The following is a 15875-nucleotide window of genomic DNA, read 5'->3' as shown; positions in this document are numbered from 1 at the left end:
AGCGCTTCCCACCGTTTCCGCTACATTAAAATACATACTTGCACGAACTATGAATAGGTATATGTGTTGAGTCACCGAAACGGAGACACGCCATGTCCTCGCCCATCCCCGATCCCGCCCGCGACCACGCCGCCGACATCGTGCGCGCCGCGCTGGGCGATCCTCGCCAGCGCCCTGTCGTCAGGTCATTCTTCGACGAGGCCACCTTCACCGTCAGCCATGTCGTGCGCGATCCCGGCTCCGACGTCTGCGCCATCATCGACAGCGTGCTCGACTACGATCCGGCGTCCGGCCGCACCGCCCACGCCTCGGCGGACGCCCTCATTGATTACGTGAAATCCGAAGGTCTCACGGTCCAGTGGCTGTTGGAGACCCACGCCCACGCCGATCACCTGTCGGCGGCACCCTATCTCCAGGAAAAGCTCGGCGGTCAGCTGGCCATCGGCCATGAGATCCTCACCGTCCAGGCGGTCTTCGGCAAGATATTCAACGAAGGGACCGACTTCCGCCGCGACGGCAGCCAGTTCGACCATCTGTTCAACGACGGCGACCGGTTCGAGATCGGCGGGCTGAAGGCCACGGTGCTGCATGTGCCCGGCCACACCCCGGCCTGTCTGGCCTATGTCATCGGCGACGCTGTCTTTCCCGGCGACACCATGTTCATGCCCGACTACGGCACGGCGCGCTGCGACTTCCCCGGCGGCGACGCCGGGACCCTGTATCGCTCGATCCATCGCCTGACCTCCCTGCCGGACGAGGCGCGGGTCTTCCTGTGCCACGACTACAAGGCGCCGCCGGGCCGGACCGAGTTCGCTTGGGAGACCACCATCGGCGCCCAGCGCACCGGCAACATCCATATCCGCGACGGCGTCAGCGAGGACGAGTTCGTGGCCATGCGCACCCAGCGCGACGCGACCCTGCCGATGCCCAAGCTGATCCTGCCGTCGGTCCAGGTGAACATGAACGGCGGCCGCCCGCCCGAGCCCGAGGACAATGGGGTGCGCTACCTCAAGGTCCCGCTGAACGCGCTGTGAGGCGAGCCCCCCATGCCTGAACCCATTTCCTTCGTCTGGCCGCTGGCCGGCGGCCTGCTGGTCGGCCTGTCCGCCGGCCTTTATCTGCTGCTGAATGGGCGCGTGGCCGGGATCTCCGGCCTGACCGCCGCGGCGACCGGCCTGTCGAAAGGCGCGCCGCGCACCCTGGACCTGCTTTTCATCGCCGGCCTGCTGGGCGGCGCGGCCCTGGCCTCAGCGCTGATCCGCAGGCCCGAGGTGCAGATCACCTCGGACATCTGGCTGCTGGTGCTCGGCGGCCTGATCGTCGGTTTCGGCACCCGCTGGGGCTCGGGCTGCACCAGCGGCCACGGCGTCTGCGGCCTGGCCCGCCTGTCGCCCCGCTCCATCGTCGCCACCGGCACCTTCATGGCCGTCGCAGCCCTGACCGTCTTCGTCACCCGCCACCTGTTGGGAAGCCTGGCATGAACCGGCTGATCGTCGCCGTCCTGTGCGGCCTGCTGTTCGGCGCCGGCATGGTGGTGTCCGACATGATCAACCCGGCCCGCGTCCTGGCCTTCCTGGATGTGACGGGCGCCTGGGACCCCTCGCTGGCCTTCGTCATGGGCGGGGCGCTGATCCCCTCCGCCATCGCCTATCTGATCCGCCGGCGCATGGAGACGCCGGTCGCGGCCGAGACCTTCCATGTGCCTGAGAGCCGCACCATCGACACCCCTCTGGTCGGCGGGGCCGTCCTGTTCGGCCTGGGGTGGGGGCTGGTCGGTCTGTGCCCCGGCCCGGCGCTGGCGGCCCTGACGACCGGCGCCTGGCAGGCCTTCGTCTTCGTCGGCGCCCTCGTGGCCGGCATGGCGCTGTTCCGCCTGACGCTCGACCGAAATGCCTGAACCAGAAAAGACCCTAGGGAGACAAAGCCATGGATATCCGCCCCCTGGACGAGGCCCTTTCCGCCTCGCCCCAGATCGCCCCGGAAGACCTGCCCGCCATCGCGGCCCAGGGTTTCCGGTCGGTGATCTCCAGCCGACCCGACTGCGAGGAGCCCGGCCAGCCCAGCGCCGAGGCTCTGCGCCAGGCCGCCGAGGCCGCCGGTCTGGCCTTCGCTCATGTTCCCGTGGTCGGCGGCGCCATCTCCGACCAGGACGTGGCGGATTTCCGCGAGGCTCTGGCTGACCTGCCCCAGCCCGTGTTCGGTTTCTGCCGGACCGGGACCCGTACGACCACGCTTTGGGCGCTGGCTCACGCGTCCGACACCGACGCCAAGTATCTCATCTCGACGGCCAAGACGGCCGGCTATGATCTGTCCGGGCTTCTGCCCCGCCTGGAAGGAGCCTCGACATGAGCGCCCAGTACGCCCCCGCGCAAACCTATGATGTCCTGATCGTCGGCGGCGGTGCCGCCGGACTGGCGACCGCCGCGAGCCTCCTGAAGCGACGGCCCGGACTACGGCTGGCGATCGTCGAGCCCTCCGACACCCACTATTATCAGCCCGGCTGGACCATGGTCGGAGCCGGCGTCTTCACGCCCGAGAAGACGCGGCGTCGCGAAGAGGCTCTCATACCGGAAGGTGCAGAGTGGATCCGGGCCGCCGCCGCTGCCTTTGACCCCGCCAGGGATCGGGTCGAGCTCGATGATGGACGGACGATCGGCTATCGGATGCTGGTCGCTGCCCCGGGGCTGAAGCTCAACTGGGCCGGTGTTCCTGGTCTGGCCGAGAGCCTGGGGCGCAACAATGTCACCTCCAACTACAGCTATGAAACCGCGCCCTATACCTGGCAGCTGGTCCAGGCCCTGCGCTCCGGACCGGCCCTGTTCACCCAGCCTCCCATGCCGATCAAGTGCGCCGGGGCACCGCAGAAGGCGCTCTATCTCTCGGCAGACCACTGGCACGACCAAGGCCGGATCGGTGAGATCAACATCGAGTTCCATAACGCTGGGCCAGTCCTGTTCGGAGTGAAGGACTATGTTCCGGCCCTGATGGAGTACATGCGTAAGTATCAGGTCGATCTGCGCTTCAGCTCCAAACTGATCGCTGTCGACGGACCGGCGCGCACGGCAACCTTCGCAGTCACCGGTGCGGACGGTGCCGTAACGGAGGAGCGCCGCGAGTTCGCCTTCCTGCACGCCTGCCCGCCCCAGACTGCACCCGATTTCGTTCGCGAGAGTCCCTTGGCCGCAGAGAGCGGCTGGATCGAGGTCGACGACGCCACCTTGCGCCACAAGCGATTCGAGAACGTCTTCGGTCTGGGTGATGCCTGCTCGGCCTCCAACGCCAAGACGGCCGCCGCCGCTCGCAAACAGGCCCCTGTCGTGGCCGAGAATGCTTTGTCGCTGCTGGACGGTCGCCCCATGACCGCGACCTATGACGGCTATGGATCCTGCCCACTGACCGTAGAGCGCGGCAAGATCGTGCTGGCCGAGTTCGGTTATGGCGGCAAGCTGCTCCCCAGCTTCCCCAAGTGGTTGATCGACGGGACCCGCCCCTCGCGCCTTGCCTGGCTGCTGAAGTCCGAGGCCCTGCCTGAAATCTACTGGTCGGCCATGCTCAAAGGTCGCGAGTGGATGGCCCAGCCTCATCATGTGAGTGCGCCCGCTCAGCGCCTGCCCGCCTAAGGTTCCAAGCCGATGTCATCGACGCTCAGCGTCCTGCAGTATGTTCTGGGTGCCGGTGCCGGGTCGCTGGTCGGCTTCTCGCTGGGCCTCGTCGGCGGCGGCGGCTCCATCTTGGCGGTCCCGCTGATCGTTTATCTGGTCGGGGTCAAGGACCCCCATCTGGCGATCGGGACAAGCGCCTTCGCCGTGGCTGCCAATGCGGCAGCCAATCTGCTGAACCACGCGCGCGGCGGAACGGTGAAGTGGAAGATCGCGGGCCTGTTCGCCGTCGCGGGCGTGGCAGGTGCGCTACTCGGTTCCACGCTCGGCAAGGCTGTCGATGGTCAAAAGCTTCTGGCGCTGTTTGCCATTTTGATGCTGGTGGTTGGAGCCCTGATGCTGCGCGGCCGTTCAGCCACCGGCGATCCGCATGTGGTGCTGACGCCTGGCAATGCTCCCAAACTCGTCGGGACCGGCATTGCGACCGGTATATTGTCCGGTTTTTTTGGAATCGGCGGCGGCTTCCTGATCGTCCCGAGCCTGATGTTTTCCACCCGGATGCCGATCTATTACGCGGTAGGGTCGTCACTCGTGGGCGTGACCGCCTTCGGCCTGACCACGGCTTTCAACTATGCCTTGTCCGGCTGGGTGGACTGGCCGCTGGCTGGTGTATTCGTCGCCGGAGGGATCCTCGGCGGCCTGCTCGGCGCACGCCTGGCCAAGACCCTCGCCGACAGGAAGGGGGCCCTCACCAACGTGTTCGCCGGCCTGATCTTCGTGACCGCGATCTACATGCTTTACCGCAGTGCCTTGGCCTTGGGCCTGCTCGTCTGATCGCGCCCTCGGCCAGCTAACACCAAACATCTGGAGAGACCCTCTTGGAACTCGACGCGCTTGTCCTGGCCCGTATGCAGTTTGCCTTCACCGTGGCGTTCCACATCGTGTTCCCGGCCTTCTCGATCGGCCTCGCCAGCTACCTGGCGGTTCTGGAAGCCCTCTGGCTAAAAACCGGGCGGGACCTGTACCTGAACCTGTTCAAATACTGGGTGAAGATCTTCGCCGTGGCCTTTGGCATGGGCGTCGTCTCCGGTCTGGTCATGTCCTACCAGTTCGGCACCAACTGGTCGGTATTCTCGGACAAGGCGGGGCCCGTCATCGGTCCATTAATGGCGTATGAGGTCCTCTCGGCCTTTTTCTTGGAGGCCGGCTTCCTGGGCGTGATGCTGTTCGGCCTGAAGCGTGTAGGCAAAACCCTGCATTTCGTCGCCACTCTGGCCGTGGCCTTCGGCACCTTCGCCTCCGCATTCTGGATCCTGTCCGTCAACAGCTGGATGCAGACGCCCCAAGGCTTCTCCATCAACGAGGTTGGTCAATTCGTGCCGGAGGACTGGTTCGCTATCGTCTTCAATCCGTCCTTCCCCTACCGCCTCGCCCACATGCTGATCGCCGCATATCTGACCACAGCCCTGGTCGTGGGCGCGGTCGGGGCCTGGCACCTCATCCGGGATCGGACCAACAAGGGCGCGCGCAAGATGTTCGCCATGGCGACCGGCATGATTCTGGTCGCTGCGCCCATCCAGATCTTCGTGGGCGACATGCACGGGATCAATACCCTCGAGCACCAGCCCGCCAAGGTCATGGCTATGGAGGGGCATTACGAGAGTCACCCTGACGGGGCGCCGCTAATCCTGTTCGGCATTCCCGACCAGGATGCCGGCAAGGTCCATGCCGCCGTCGAGGTTCCAAAGCTATCGTCACTGATTTTGAAACACGATCTGAACGCGCCCCTGGCCGGTCTGGATACGGTGGCTCGCGCCGATTGGCCGCCGGTGCCCGTCGTCTTCTGGTCCTTCCGCGTCATGGTTGGCCTGGGCATGGCGATGCTGCTCCTCGGGCTTTGGGGCCTCTACGCCCGGCTCAGAAAGCGCCTCTACGACGCGCCGCTGCTGCATCGCTTTGCCCTTCTGATGGGGCCGATGGGCTTCGTGGCAGTGCTAGCAGGCTGGATCACCACCGAGGTTGGACGCCAGCCCTGGACGGTCTACGGGTTCCTCCGGACGGCTGACAGCGCCGCCCCCCTCGCGGCACCGGCCGTCGCTACATCCCTAGCGGCCTTCGCCATCGTGTATTTCGCGGTGTTCGGAGCCGGGGTTTTCTACATCCTGCGCCTGATGGCCCATGCGCCGCACCGGGGCGAGACCGACATCATGGACGGTCCCATCCGGACCGCCGGGATCACCCCGGCGGCGGCCATCGACCCGGACCGCACGCTCGAGCCTCTGGAGGACCACGACCATGGACGTTGATCTGACGCTGGTCTGGGCCGGTCTCCTCGGTTTCGCCGTCTTCGCGTATATCGTCATGGACGGATTTGACCTGGGCGTGGGCATCCTGTTCCCGACGCTCACGGCGGGCGAACAGCGCGACAAGGCGATGAACTCGATCGCCCCGGTGTGGGACGGCAACGAGACCTGGCTGATACTGGGCGGCGGCGGCCTGTTCGCCGCCTTTCCCCTCGCCTACGCCGTGTTGATGCCGGCGGTCTATACGCCGATCATCGCCATGCTGCTGGGGCTGGTTTTCCGGGGCGTCGCCTTCGAATACCGCTGGCGCACGGTACGGGCCAAGCCGGTCTGGGACATCGCCTTCTTTGGCGGCTCCCTGCTCGCCGCCTTCTCCCAGGGCGTGACCCTGGGGGCGATCCTGCAGGGGGTCGAGGTATCGGGCCGCGCCTATGGCGGCGGCTGGTGGGACTGGCTCAGCCCCTTCAGCCTGCTGACCGGCGCCGCCGTCGTCGTCGGCTACGCCCTTCTGGGTGCCACATGGCTGAACATGAAGACGGAAGGCGCGCTCCAGACCCATGCCCGCTCCCAGGCCTGGAAGCTGGGCCCGGCAACCCTGTTGATGATCGGTGCTGTCAGCCTGGCCACGCCCTTCCTCGACGGCGAATACGCCCGGCGATGGTTCGACTGGCCCGGCGTGCTTCTGACGGCCCAGGTGCCGCTGCTCATCCTGATCGTCGCGGCCGCCTACTTCTGGACCATGCGCCGCAAGCGCGAGGTCTGGCCTTTCCTGCTGTCGCTAGGCTTGTTCGCCGTCACTTTCGCGGGTCTGGGCGTCAGCATCTTCCCCTATGCCGTGCCGGACGAGATCACTCTCTGGCAGGCCGCCGCCCCAGCCTCCAGCCAGCTGTTCATGCTGGTCGGCGCGCTGATCCTAATCCCGATCATCCTTGCCTACACCGCCTATGCCTACTGGGTGTTCCGCGGCAAGGTCGGCGACGACGGTTACCACTGATGCGCCAAGGTCCTACAACCAGGCTCCGGCAGGGCCTCTGGTTTGTCGCGCTCTGGGTGTTGGGCGTGGGTGTCCTGGGCGGCAGCGCCTACCTCCTGCGCGGCGTTCTCAAGCTGGCCGGCGGATGAAGCCGCTAGCACCGAACCGCTGGCCCTGGCCGCCGCTCATCACGGGCGGCGCCGTCCTTGTCGCGCTCCTCATGGCGCGTCTATGGGCCCCGCCCGCCCTCTTCCCCGGCGCCTTCGCCGCCGGCGGCCTCTTGGTCGGGCTCGCCCTTGGTCTGGACCTGTGGGCCATGGTGGAGATGCGGCGGCGGCACGCAAACATCCTGCCGCACCGGGCGGCGACCGCTCTGGTCACGACCGGTCCGTTCGCCTGGAGCCGCAACCCGATCTATCTCGCGAACGGGCTGCTTCTGCTCGGCCTCGGGGGCCTGTTCGACAACGCCTGGTTCTTCGTGGCCGCCCCCGTCGCCGCCTTCGTCACCGACCGCCTCGCCATCCGACGCGAAGAACGACATCTGGAAGCCCTCTTCGGGTTGGCCTGGTACGCCTACGTCGCCAAGGTGCGCCGCTGGCTTGGACGGCGGATGACATCTCGATCACCTTAAGGCTGGCTTTCGTTTCCAGCGCCGCCCTAACAGCGGATCCTGTGAAGGTCTGCAGTGAGTCAGCACCAGACCTAACCGTCACTGTCGTAAACGACCGTTTTTGACACGAAGTGTGCCCAAGACATCGCCGTGCCCGATTCCAAAGCCGGGCCGGTTGCGTTACTCTGTAGCGAAATCAGCGTCTCTTGCGGCGCGTCTTCAATGAGTTTTGACACAAATGTTGTTGGGCTACGCTCGCGTCTCGACCGATGAGCAGAATTTGGCACTCCAGACAGACGCGCTCGGGCGCGCTGGATGTGATCGGATCTTCTCCGACAAGCTTAGTGGCAGTCGTTTTGATCGACCCGGTCTCGCAGCCGCGCTTTCTCACCTGAGGCATGGCGACACGCTTGTGGTGTGGAAACTCGACCGTCTGGGTCGGACCGTTAGGCAGTTGGTCGAGTTCGTCGCTGGGCTGAATGATGACGGGATTGAGTTCCGAAGCCTCACCGACGGCATCGACACGACCACACCCGCCGGCCGCTTCTTCTTCCACATGATGGCAGCTCTCGCCGAAATGGAACGCGACCTGACCCGTGAAAGGACGATGGCTGGTTTGACTGCAGCGCGGGCGCGCGGCCGTAGGGGCGGCCGCCCCCCTGCCCTCTCTTCAAACCAACTGACCCAAGCTCGCCATCTGATGCAGCATCCGGATCAGTCGATGGCGGAGATTGCCACTACCTTGGGCGTTTCGCGAAGCACCCTATATCGCGCTCTTCGCGCTAAGCCGCCTGCGCAGGCCTGAGCCTGTGCTACGCACCGACGCTGTTGCTCGTCTCTTGGAGTTGGAGCACCATCTGAAAGGCTGCGGCGTCGAACACGTGTATCTATTCGGATCTGTAGCGAGGGATGCGGCTACCGAAAATTCCGACGTGGATATCGCCTTCGACGTCTGCGACGGAGCCCCATTCGACGCCTTCGATATGGGAGGCATTCTAATGGACCTGAAAGAAGCACTTGGCGTGAACATCGACCTCGTTGAGCGTCGATCGATGTCCGCCAACTTTGCGCGGGATGTTGGCCCGGACCTTATCAGGGTGTTTTGACCGGTTCAGCGATGCGCGCCGATGGAGCCCATCGCCCAACATGCCTTGGAATCCAGGGAACTAGGAACAGCCTAATTGAGGCAATTCAGAGGGTTGGAGTCTTACGATCCTGGAACACTCACATGCCGTTAATCGCTGCTGGGCTTTTGGAGCCTTGCCGCCAGGCTCGACGTATCCCAGCGTGCGCCGCCCATGGCCTGAACCTCTGCGTAATAGCTATCGACCAGAGACGTCATGTCGAGCCGCGCACCGTTGGCCCGGGCTTCATCCAGCACAAGCCCCAGATCCTTGCGCATCCAGTCGACCGCGAAGCCGAAATCGAACTCGCCGCGCGTCATCGTCTTCCAGCGATTGTCCATCTGCCAGGACTGGGCCGCACCCTTGGAAATGGCGTCATAGACCGCGTCGGTGTCCAGGCCAGCGCAATGGGCAAAATGCACAGCCTCTGCCAAGCCCTGGACGACGCCGGCGATGGCAATCTGGTTGACCATCTTGGCGAGCTGACCGGACCCGGGCGGGCCCATGCGCTTGATAGCTTTCGAATAGGTTTTCAGGATTGGCTCGACACGCGCCAGGGCTTCGGTATCGCCCCCCGCCATGACACTGAGCTGGCCATTTTCGGCACCGGCCTGGCCACCGGAAACCGGCGCGTCGATGAAGTGACGACCAGAGGACGAAGCCGCATCCGACATCTCGCGCGCGACGACGGCGGACGTCGTCGTGTGATCAATGATGACCGCGCCCGGCTGTAGATGCGTCAAGGCCTGTGACACGACCTGGCGAACGTCGTCGTCGTTGCCGACGCAAAGGATGAACACCTCCGCACCTTCCGCTGCAGCTTGGACTGTGTTTGCGACGGCGCCGCCTGCGAGCTTTGCCCAAGCCGATGCCTTATCAATCGAGCGGTTGAAGGCCGAAACCTCATGTCCTGCATGAACCAGATGGCGTGCCATCGGCCCGCCCATAACCCCTAGTCCTGCAAATCCGATCTTCACGCCAGCGGCTCCCGGGCTTCGCCATACCGGCCCCGATAATAGGTCAGCGCATCACCTGGGCGGGTCTCGAAGGTTCGCACGGCTCCAACAATGGTCAGGTGATCGCCCATGACGATGCGGTCGTGGACGTCGCAGTCCAGCCGCGTCAGGGCATTTCGAAGGCGTGGGGGCTCGTTGCTGGAGCTGTCGAACTCCTCGGCCGACAGACGGCAAACGCCCCAGGCGAACCGGTCGGACATGTCGCGATCCTCGATCGGCAGTACATGCACCGCGAAACGGTCGGCCGCTGCAAAGGCGTCGTGCCGCTCCGACTTCCGGTCCAGACACCACAGGATCAGCGGCGGTGCCAAAGAAACGGAGGTAAAGGAGTTGACAGTGATGCCATAGGGCCCCTCCCCCGTATGGGCTGTCACGACGCAGACGCCGGTGGCAAAGCCGCCCAGGGCCTTGCGATAGGCGGGCGTATCGAAGGTGGGGCTGATGAGGTCGGTCACACTTCGACGACTAGGCGACCCAAAGTGCGTCGGCAATGACTTTGGTGCCGCATGGTCGCTTGCCCGTATCATTTGCAAACCGGTTCTTAACGCGCGCCCGCGATGGTGTGGCTAACGAACAGCGTTAAGGCACCGGATTCGATGGCTCTGAACGACCGCCCAATCATGATCAAGAAGGTCAAGAAGGTGATCGCCGGAGGTCACCATGGCGGGGCCTGGAAGGTCGCCTATGCCGACTTTGTGACAGCGATGATGGCCTTCTTCCTGCTGATGTGGCTGATCAACACGACCGATCCGGAGCAGAAGCGCGGTATTGCCGAATATTTCGCACCTGCCAGCGTGTCCCAGACAACGTCGGGCTCGGGCGGCATCTTGGGCGGCACGGCCTTGGGTGATGATGGTGCCAAGAGCTCGGGCAGCAACTCGGTCATCACCGAACTGGCCCCTGAAGCTCCTGATAACGCGCCGCAGGACGCAGGTCAGAGTTCAAACCTGGCCGCTGCCAGCGAAGAGGCTCTGCGCGAAGAGATCGCCCGCCGCGAAGCCGCCCAGTTCGCCTCCGCCGCCGAATCGCTGCGCCAGGCCATGCAGTCGATGCCTGAACTGGCCGAGCTGTCGAAACAGCTGATCATCGACCAGACTCCTGAGGGACTGCGCATCCAGCTGGTCGACCAGGAGGGTCGATCCATGTTCGACAACAACTCGGCACGGCCCAATGCCAGGGCCCAGCTTCTGCTGAGAGCCGTGTCGCGCGTGATCAACCAGTTGCCGAACCGCATCTCCGTGACCGGCCATACGTCGGCCCAGGCGGGTTCCAGCCGGGCCAGTGCACCAGGTGACTGGTCGCTGTCTTCCGAGCGCGCCAACGCATCAAGGCTGGTCCTGCAGGGCGCGGGTGTCGATTCGGATCGAGTGTACCAGGTGTCGGGCAAGGCCGGTTCCGATCCGCTATATCCCGATGATCCTTCGCTGGCTGGCAACCGGCGCATCGCCATTGTTCTGTTGCGCGAAGCACCCGTTTTGCCGTCCGATACCAGCCTGTAGGCGGATATGACCCTTGCGCAGAACGACCGTGCGGGGCCAGATATCAACCATGATGCGTCGCCTATCTTCAACGTGCCGACAAACACGGACCTGAGCCGTTGACCCAGTTCGTCCCGCAGCGACAACTCCGGTTCTACATGACCTCGGTCGCGCCTTGCCCTTATCTGCCGGGCAAGACGGAGCGGAAGGTGTTCGCCAATCTGCCCTTCAGCGAGGGTGCCTACGTCAATGATGAACTGACGCAGGCGGGATTCAGGCGCAGTCAGAATATCGCCTACCGACCGGCTTGCGAGGCCTGCGATGCCTGCGTCTCGGTGCGGCTGCCCGTGCCGGAGTTCGCGTTCTCCCGCTCCCAGAGGCGCATCCTGCGTCGGAACGAAAATCTATCACGCGATCTGGTCGAGGCCGAGGCGACGACGGAGCAGTTCGATCTGTTGCGCCGCTACCTGAACAATCGCCATCCCGAGGGCGGCATGGCTGGTATGGGCTGGCTGGATTATGTCGCCATGATCGAGGACACCGCTGTCCGCACCCACCTGATCGAGTATCGCCGGGCTTCGTTGGATGACGGCCCGGGGCAGCTCGTCGGCGTTTGTCTGACGGACTTGCTGAGTGATGGACTTTCGATGGTTTACAGCTTCTTCGACCCAGCTCTCGAAGCATGCAGCCTGGGCCGGTTCGCCATACTGGATCACGTGCGTCAGGCGGCGGCGGTCAACCTGCCCTTCGTCTATCTGGGCTACTGGGTCCAAGGGTCGCGCAAGATGGACTACAAGGCGGACTTCCGTCCAATGGAGAAACTGACTCGTCTGGGCTGGGAGCGGATCGTTCAGCCTGCCGAGGGTACCGACGTCGGATAAGGCGGCATCAGCGGTACAGAGGCGGGCTCTCGCCACGGGCCAGGATCGCGCCCTCCCCCAAACCTGATCAAGGCCTCGATCCGCTTGGCGATGGGGGGATGGGTGGCAAACAGGCCCTCCAGACCCTTGCCGTTCGGCTGGTTGTCCAGAAACATCTGCTGAACCTCGTCAGGGCCCGGCAGAGACGACCGTCCCTCGATCTTGCGCAGCGCTCCGATCATGGCGTCGGGGTTTTTGGTCAGCTCGACCGCCCCGGCATCGGCCACATATTCCCGAGTGCGTGACAGGCTCATGCGAATGACGATGGCCAGCCCATAGCCGACCGCAGCTATGACCAGACCAATCAGGATCAGCGGCATGGCATTCTTGTTGTCGCGCCGCCCGCCTCCGCGTGAATAAAACAGACTGCGCAGCACCAGTTCGGCCACCACGCTGATGATGCCGGCAAAGATCGAGGCGATCACCATGGTCCGCACGTCCTTGTTGATGACATGCGTCAGCTCGTGGGCCAGCACGGCCTCCAGTTCGTCGCGGTCCAGCGCCTGCATCAGCCCGCGCGTGACGGTGACACTGTAACGGCCTTCGTTCAGGCCGCTGGCGTAGGCATTCAATCCGTCCACTTCGATGATGCGCAGCGTCGGGGTCTGCATACCGCGAGAGATCGACAGATTTTCCAGCAAGTTATAGAGCTCAGGCTCAGACCGCCGATCAACCTTGCGGGCCCCTGTCATGGCGTCGATCATCGCCTGATTGCCGAACCAGGCGATAGCGAACCAGATGGCGGAGAAGACGATGGCCAGCGGGATGGTCGTTGTCAGCCAGCTCGCCGCCAACGCCATGTCCGCGCTCAGCGAGCCTCCGGAGTTAGGGAGGATGCCAAACCCCATCAGCATGAGCTGGAGCCCATACAGGATGCCGACCATCAGCACGGGAAAGCCTGCCAGCAGGATCACCGAGCGCGTGTTGTTCGCCCAGATATGGGTCTGGAGACCGACGGGGGCCATGGGTGAGGCCTAGAACTTCACCGAGGGCGGCGCGGCATTCATGGCGGCGCGATCGCCCTCCCCGACGTCGAAGAAGGGCTTGTCGGAGGCATAACCAACCATGCCTGCGAAAAGAACGGTCGGGAACTGGCGGCGCACGGCGTTGAACTCGGCCACGGCATTGTTGAAGAAGCGGCGTGCGGCAGCCAGCTTGTTCTCGATGTCGGACAGCTCGGCCTGAAGTTGCTGGAAGTTGGCGTTGGCTTTGAGGTCCGGATAGGCCTCGGACACGGCGAACAGGCGGCCGAGGGCCCCGGTCAGCATGTTCTCGGCCTGGACCTTGTCGTTGACCGAGGTGGCCCCCGCGGCGGCAGCGCGGGCCTGGGTCACGGCCGCCAGGGTGCCGGCCTCGTGCGTGGCATAGCCTTTCACCGTCTCCACCAGATTGGGGATCAAGTCCTGACGCTGCTTGAGCTGCACATCGATATCGGCGAACGACTGGTCGGCCCGCTGATCCAGCGCGACCAGCTTGTTGTAGGCCCCGACGACGACGAACAGGACCACGGCCACGATGACGGCGATGACGATCAGGGTGATGAGCATGGACATCTCCAACCCGGCCCGGGGTGGGCCATTCAGGGATTATCGCGCGGCCCTGCGACTGCGGATAGTGAAATCGGCGTAAGCCGATCTAGCGGAACTTCCTGAGCCCCCTCGGTCCCTGCCGCCCCGCTCCAGCGCGTTTGCCCAGCCAGTCCTTCCAGTCGGGCCAGTTCCGGCGCCGAGCGCCGCCATCGACCCATTCCGGACCATGTGCGCCGTCGAAGACGGTCACATCCACCAGCCCGCCGTGTTTGTAGGACTGCAGCTTGACGCCCTTGCCCCGGCCCATTTCCGGAAGTTCGGCGACAGGGAAGATCAGCGCCTTTATGTTGTCACCGATGGTGGCGATGTGATCTCCGGTGACGCGAAGTACGGCCTTCAGCTCGCCGTTCAGCACCTGTTTGCCGCCGCGCTTTTGGGCCAGCAACTCGTCTTCCGGGGCGATGAACCCATACCCGGCACGTGACGCGACCAGCAGCTTGCCACCCGGCTGATGGGCCAAGAGGGCCACGATCTCGGCCTTTTCGTCGAGATCGATCATCAGGCGCAAAGGCTCTCCATGCCCGCGCCCGGACGCCAGCTTGTCGGCACCGATCGTGAAGATGCGCCCGTCCGACGCCGCGACCAGCAGCTTGTCGGTCGTGAAGGCAGGCACCAGCCAGGCCAGACTGTCGCCCTCCTTGAACTTCAGCTCCGACGGATCCTCGACCTTGCCCTTGGCGGCCCGGATCCAGCCGCGCTCGGATAGGATGACCGTGATGGCCTCGCGCGGGATATAGGCCTCGACCGCGGCGGCGAAGGCCGAACTGTCTACGGCCTCGGCGATTGTGGTGCGGCGTGGCGAAACCATGGCCTTGCGCACGGCCTCCAGGTCCTTACCGACCTGCTTCCATTGCTTGGCAGGCGTTGTTGACAGCGACTTCAGTGCCGCAAGTTCTTCCATCAAAGTCTTGAATTCATTCTCGATCGTCATCTCTTCGATCCGCGCCAGCTGGCGCAGACGAGTGTCGAGGATGAAGTCGGCCTGAAGCTCCGTCAGGCCGAAACGGGCGATGAGCACGGCCTTGGGCTGTTCTTCCTCGCGGACGATACGGATGACCTCGTCCAGATTCAGGAAGACGATCCGCAGGCCTTCGAGCAGATGCAACCGCTTCTCGACCCGCTCTATCCGCCAGTGCGCCCGGCGCACCAGAACTTCGCGACGGTGCTCCAGAAACGCCTGTAGACAGGCCTTCAGTCCCAGCACGCCCGGCGTGCCCGTGGCGTCCAGCACATTCATGTTGATCGGGAAGCGCACCTCCAGATCGGAAAGCTTGAAGAGGCTCTCCATCAGGACGTCGGCCTCGACCGTCCGCGACTTGGGCTCCAGCACCAGACGAATGTCCTCGGCGGACTCGTCGCGCACGTCGCCCAGCAGAGGGGCCTTCTTGTGCTCGATCAGATCGGCCAGATCGGCGACCAGCTTGGACTTGCCGACTTGATACGGCATCTCGGTGACCACGATCTGATAGCCACCACGATCCAGCGGCACCCGCTCCCACCGCGCCCGAAGACGCACGCCCCCGCGACCGGTCTCGTAAGCCTCCAGGATCGAGGCATGGCCCTCGACCGCCACGCCCCCGGTTGGAAAGTCCGGTCCCGGCACGATGGTCGCCAGTTCCGCCGTGGTGGCGTCCGGCCGATCCAGCAGCAATTGGCAGGCGTCGATCAGCTCACCGACATTGTGCGGCGGGATCGAGGTGGCCATGCCGACGGCGATACCCGACGAGCCGTTGGCCAGCAGATTGGGGAAGCCGGCAGGCAGGACAACCGGCTCTTCGTCCTGGTCGTCGTAGGTGGCCTTGAAGTCGACCGAGTCCTGCTCGATCCCTTCCATCAGCAACACGGCGGCGGGCGTCAGCTTGCACTCGGTGTAGCGCATGGCCGCGGCATTATCGCCGTCGATATTGCCGAAGTTTCCCTGGCCATCGACTAGTGGGTAGCGCTGAGAGAAATCCTGGGCCAGACGCACCAGGGCGTCATAGATGGAGGCATCGCCATGGGGGTGATAGCCGCCCATAACCTCCCCGACGACCTTGGCGCATTTGCGTGCAGCCGCCTGGGGGTTCAGGCGCATCTGCTGCATGGCGTACATGATGCGCCGATGCACAGGCTTGAAGCCGTCCCGCACGTCCGGCAGGGCGCGGTTGGTAATGGTCGACAGCGCATAGGCCAAATAGCGACGGCTCAGCGCCTCGCTCATCGGCTCGTCGATGATGCGGCCGCCCTCAGGCGGCGGGGTATGAATGGTCATGGCTTCCGAATC

Annotated in this window: 18 protein-coding genes; 13 read left to right on the top strand and 5 right to left on the bottom strand. The window is 64.4% G+C overall.

The window, feature by feature from the left end:
• Positions 1-92: 92 nt before the first annotated feature.
• From AC4PRM_RS15025 to AC4PRM_RS14975, 11 genes are all read left to right on the top strand, one after another.
• A complete protein-coding gene (locus tag AC4PRM_RS15025; RefSeq protein ID WP_492040472.1) occupies positions 93-1034 on the top strand; it encodes an MBL fold metallo-hydrolase in 942 nt (313 codons plus the stop codon).
• 12 nt (positions 1035-1046) lie between these two features.
• Positions 1047-1481, top strand: coding sequence for a YeeE/YedE family protein (locus tag AC4PRM_RS15020; RefSeq protein ID WP_492040471.1), 435 nt, complete (start codon positions 1047-1049; stop codon positions 1479-1481).
• Positions 1478-1897, top strand: coding sequence for a DUF6691 family protein (locus tag AC4PRM_RS15015; protein WP_008259144.1), 420 nt, complete (start codon positions 1478-1480; stop codon positions 1895-1897). Before AC4PRM_RS15020 ends, AC4PRM_RS15015 begins: the two co-directional genes overlap by 4 nt.
• Positions 1898-1926: 29 nt before the next feature.
• A complete protein-coding gene (locus AC4PRM_RS15010; RefSeq protein WP_492040470.1) occupies positions 1927-2349 on the top strand; it encodes a protein tyrosine phosphatase family protein in 423 nt (140 codons plus the stop codon).
• Positions 2346-3620 carry an NAD(P)/FAD-dependent oxidoreductase gene (locus tag AC4PRM_RS15005; RefSeq protein WP_492040469.1) on the top strand — a complete coding sequence of 425 codons (1275 nt, stop codon included), beginning with the start codon at positions 2346-2348 and terminating at the stop codon, positions 3618-3620. Before AC4PRM_RS15010 ends, AC4PRM_RS15005 begins: the two co-directional genes overlap by 4 nt.
• Before the next feature lie 12 nt (positions 3621-3632).
• Positions 3633-4433 (top strand): sulfite exporter TauE/SafE family protein, encoded by an 801-nt coding sequence (locus tag AC4PRM_RS15000; protein WP_492040468.1) that lies wholly within the window; start codon positions 3633-3635, stop codon positions 4431-4433.
• 44 nt (positions 4434-4477) lie between these two features.
• Complete coding sequence (locus AC4PRM_RS14995; protein WP_492040467.1) at positions 4478-5905, top strand: cytochrome ubiquinol oxidase subunit I; 1428 nt, start codon at positions 4478-4480, stop codon at positions 5903-5905.
• Positions 5895-6896, top strand: a complete 1002-nt coding sequence (gene cydB / locus AC4PRM_RS14990; protein ID WP_492040466.1) for a cytochrome d ubiquinol oxidase subunit II — start codon at positions 5895-5897, stop codon at positions 6894-6896. Before AC4PRM_RS14995 ends, cydB begins: the two co-directional genes overlap by 11 nt.
• 124 nt (positions 6897-7020) lie before the next feature.
• Positions 7021-7506, top strand: a complete 486-nt coding sequence (locus AC4PRM_RS14985; protein WP_492040465.1) for a methyltransferase family protein — start codon at positions 7021-7023, stop codon at positions 7504-7506.
• Positions 7507-7723: 217 nt separating this feature from the next.
• On the top strand, positions 7724-8290 hold the full coding sequence (locus tag AC4PRM_RS14980; RefSeq protein WP_492040464.1) for a recombinase family protein: 567 nt from the start codon (positions 7724-7726) through the stop codon (positions 8288-8290).
• 4 nt (positions 8291-8294) lie between these two features.
• Positions 8295-8591, top strand: a complete 297-nt coding sequence (locus AC4PRM_RS14975) for a nucleotidyltransferase family protein (protein WP_492040463.1) — start codon at positions 8295-8297, stop codon at positions 8589-8591.
• Positions 8592-8719: 128 nt separating this feature from the next.
• On the opposite strand, the gene AC4PRM_RS14970 is transcribed toward AC4PRM_RS14975, so the two are convergent.
• Positions 8720-9586 (bottom strand): NAD(P)-dependent oxidoreductase, encoded by an 867-nt coding sequence (locus AC4PRM_RS14970; RefSeq protein ID WP_492040462.1) that lies wholly within the window; start codon positions 9584-9586, stop codon positions 8720-8722.
• Positions 9583-10080, bottom strand: a complete 498-nt coding sequence (locus tag AC4PRM_RS14965) for a flavin reductase family protein (protein WP_487922218.1) — start codon at positions 10078-10080, stop codon at positions 9583-9585. The genes AC4PRM_RS14970 and AC4PRM_RS14965 overlap by 4 nt, the downstream gene beginning before the upstream one ends.
• Positions 10081-10221: 141 nt before the next feature.
• Between AC4PRM_RS14965 and AC4PRM_RS14960 the strand changes: the two genes are divergently transcribed.
• Together AC4PRM_RS14960 and AC4PRM_RS14955 are read left to right on the top strand one after the other, a co-directional pair.
• Complete coding sequence (locus tag AC4PRM_RS14960) at positions 10222-11124, top strand: flagellar motor protein MotB (RefSeq protein ID WP_487922219.1); 903 nt, start codon at positions 10222-10224, stop codon at positions 11122-11124.
• 98 nt (positions 11125-11222) lie between these two features.
• On the top strand, positions 11223-11984 hold the full coding sequence (locus AC4PRM_RS14955) for an arginyltransferase (protein WP_492040461.1): 762 nt from the start codon (positions 11223-11225) through the stop codon (positions 11982-11984).
• Here AC4PRM_RS14955 and AC4PRM_RS14950 read toward each other — a convergent pair.
• From AC4PRM_RS14950 to parC, 3 genes are all read right to left on the bottom strand, one after another.
• Entirely contained in the window at positions 11954-12988 is a 1035-nt protein-coding gene (locus tag AC4PRM_RS14950; protein WP_492040460.1) for a M48 family metallopeptidase, read from the bottom strand. The two genes, AC4PRM_RS14955 and AC4PRM_RS14950, sit on opposite strands and share 31 nt — an antisense overlap.
• Positions 12989-12997: 9 nt before the next feature.
• The gene (locus tag AC4PRM_RS14945; RefSeq protein WP_449496815.1) at positions 12998-13570 is read right to left on the bottom strand and encodes a LemA family protein; all 573 of its coding nucleotides are present in this window, start codon (positions 13568-13570) and stop codon (positions 12998-13000) included.
• Positions 13571-13658: 88 nt separating this feature from the next.
• The gene (gene parC, locus AC4PRM_RS14940) at positions 13659-15863 is read right to left on the bottom strand and encodes a DNA topoisomerase IV subunit A (protein WP_492040459.1); all 2205 of its coding nucleotides are present in this window, start codon (positions 15861-15863) and stop codon (positions 13659-13661) included.
• Between the last annotated feature and the right edge of the window lie 12 nt (positions 15864-15875).

The sequence above is a fragment of the Brevundimonas sp. DW-iso22 genome (assembly GCF_058725425.1).
This window is presented reverse-complemented; position numbering and strand designations above follow the sequence as displayed.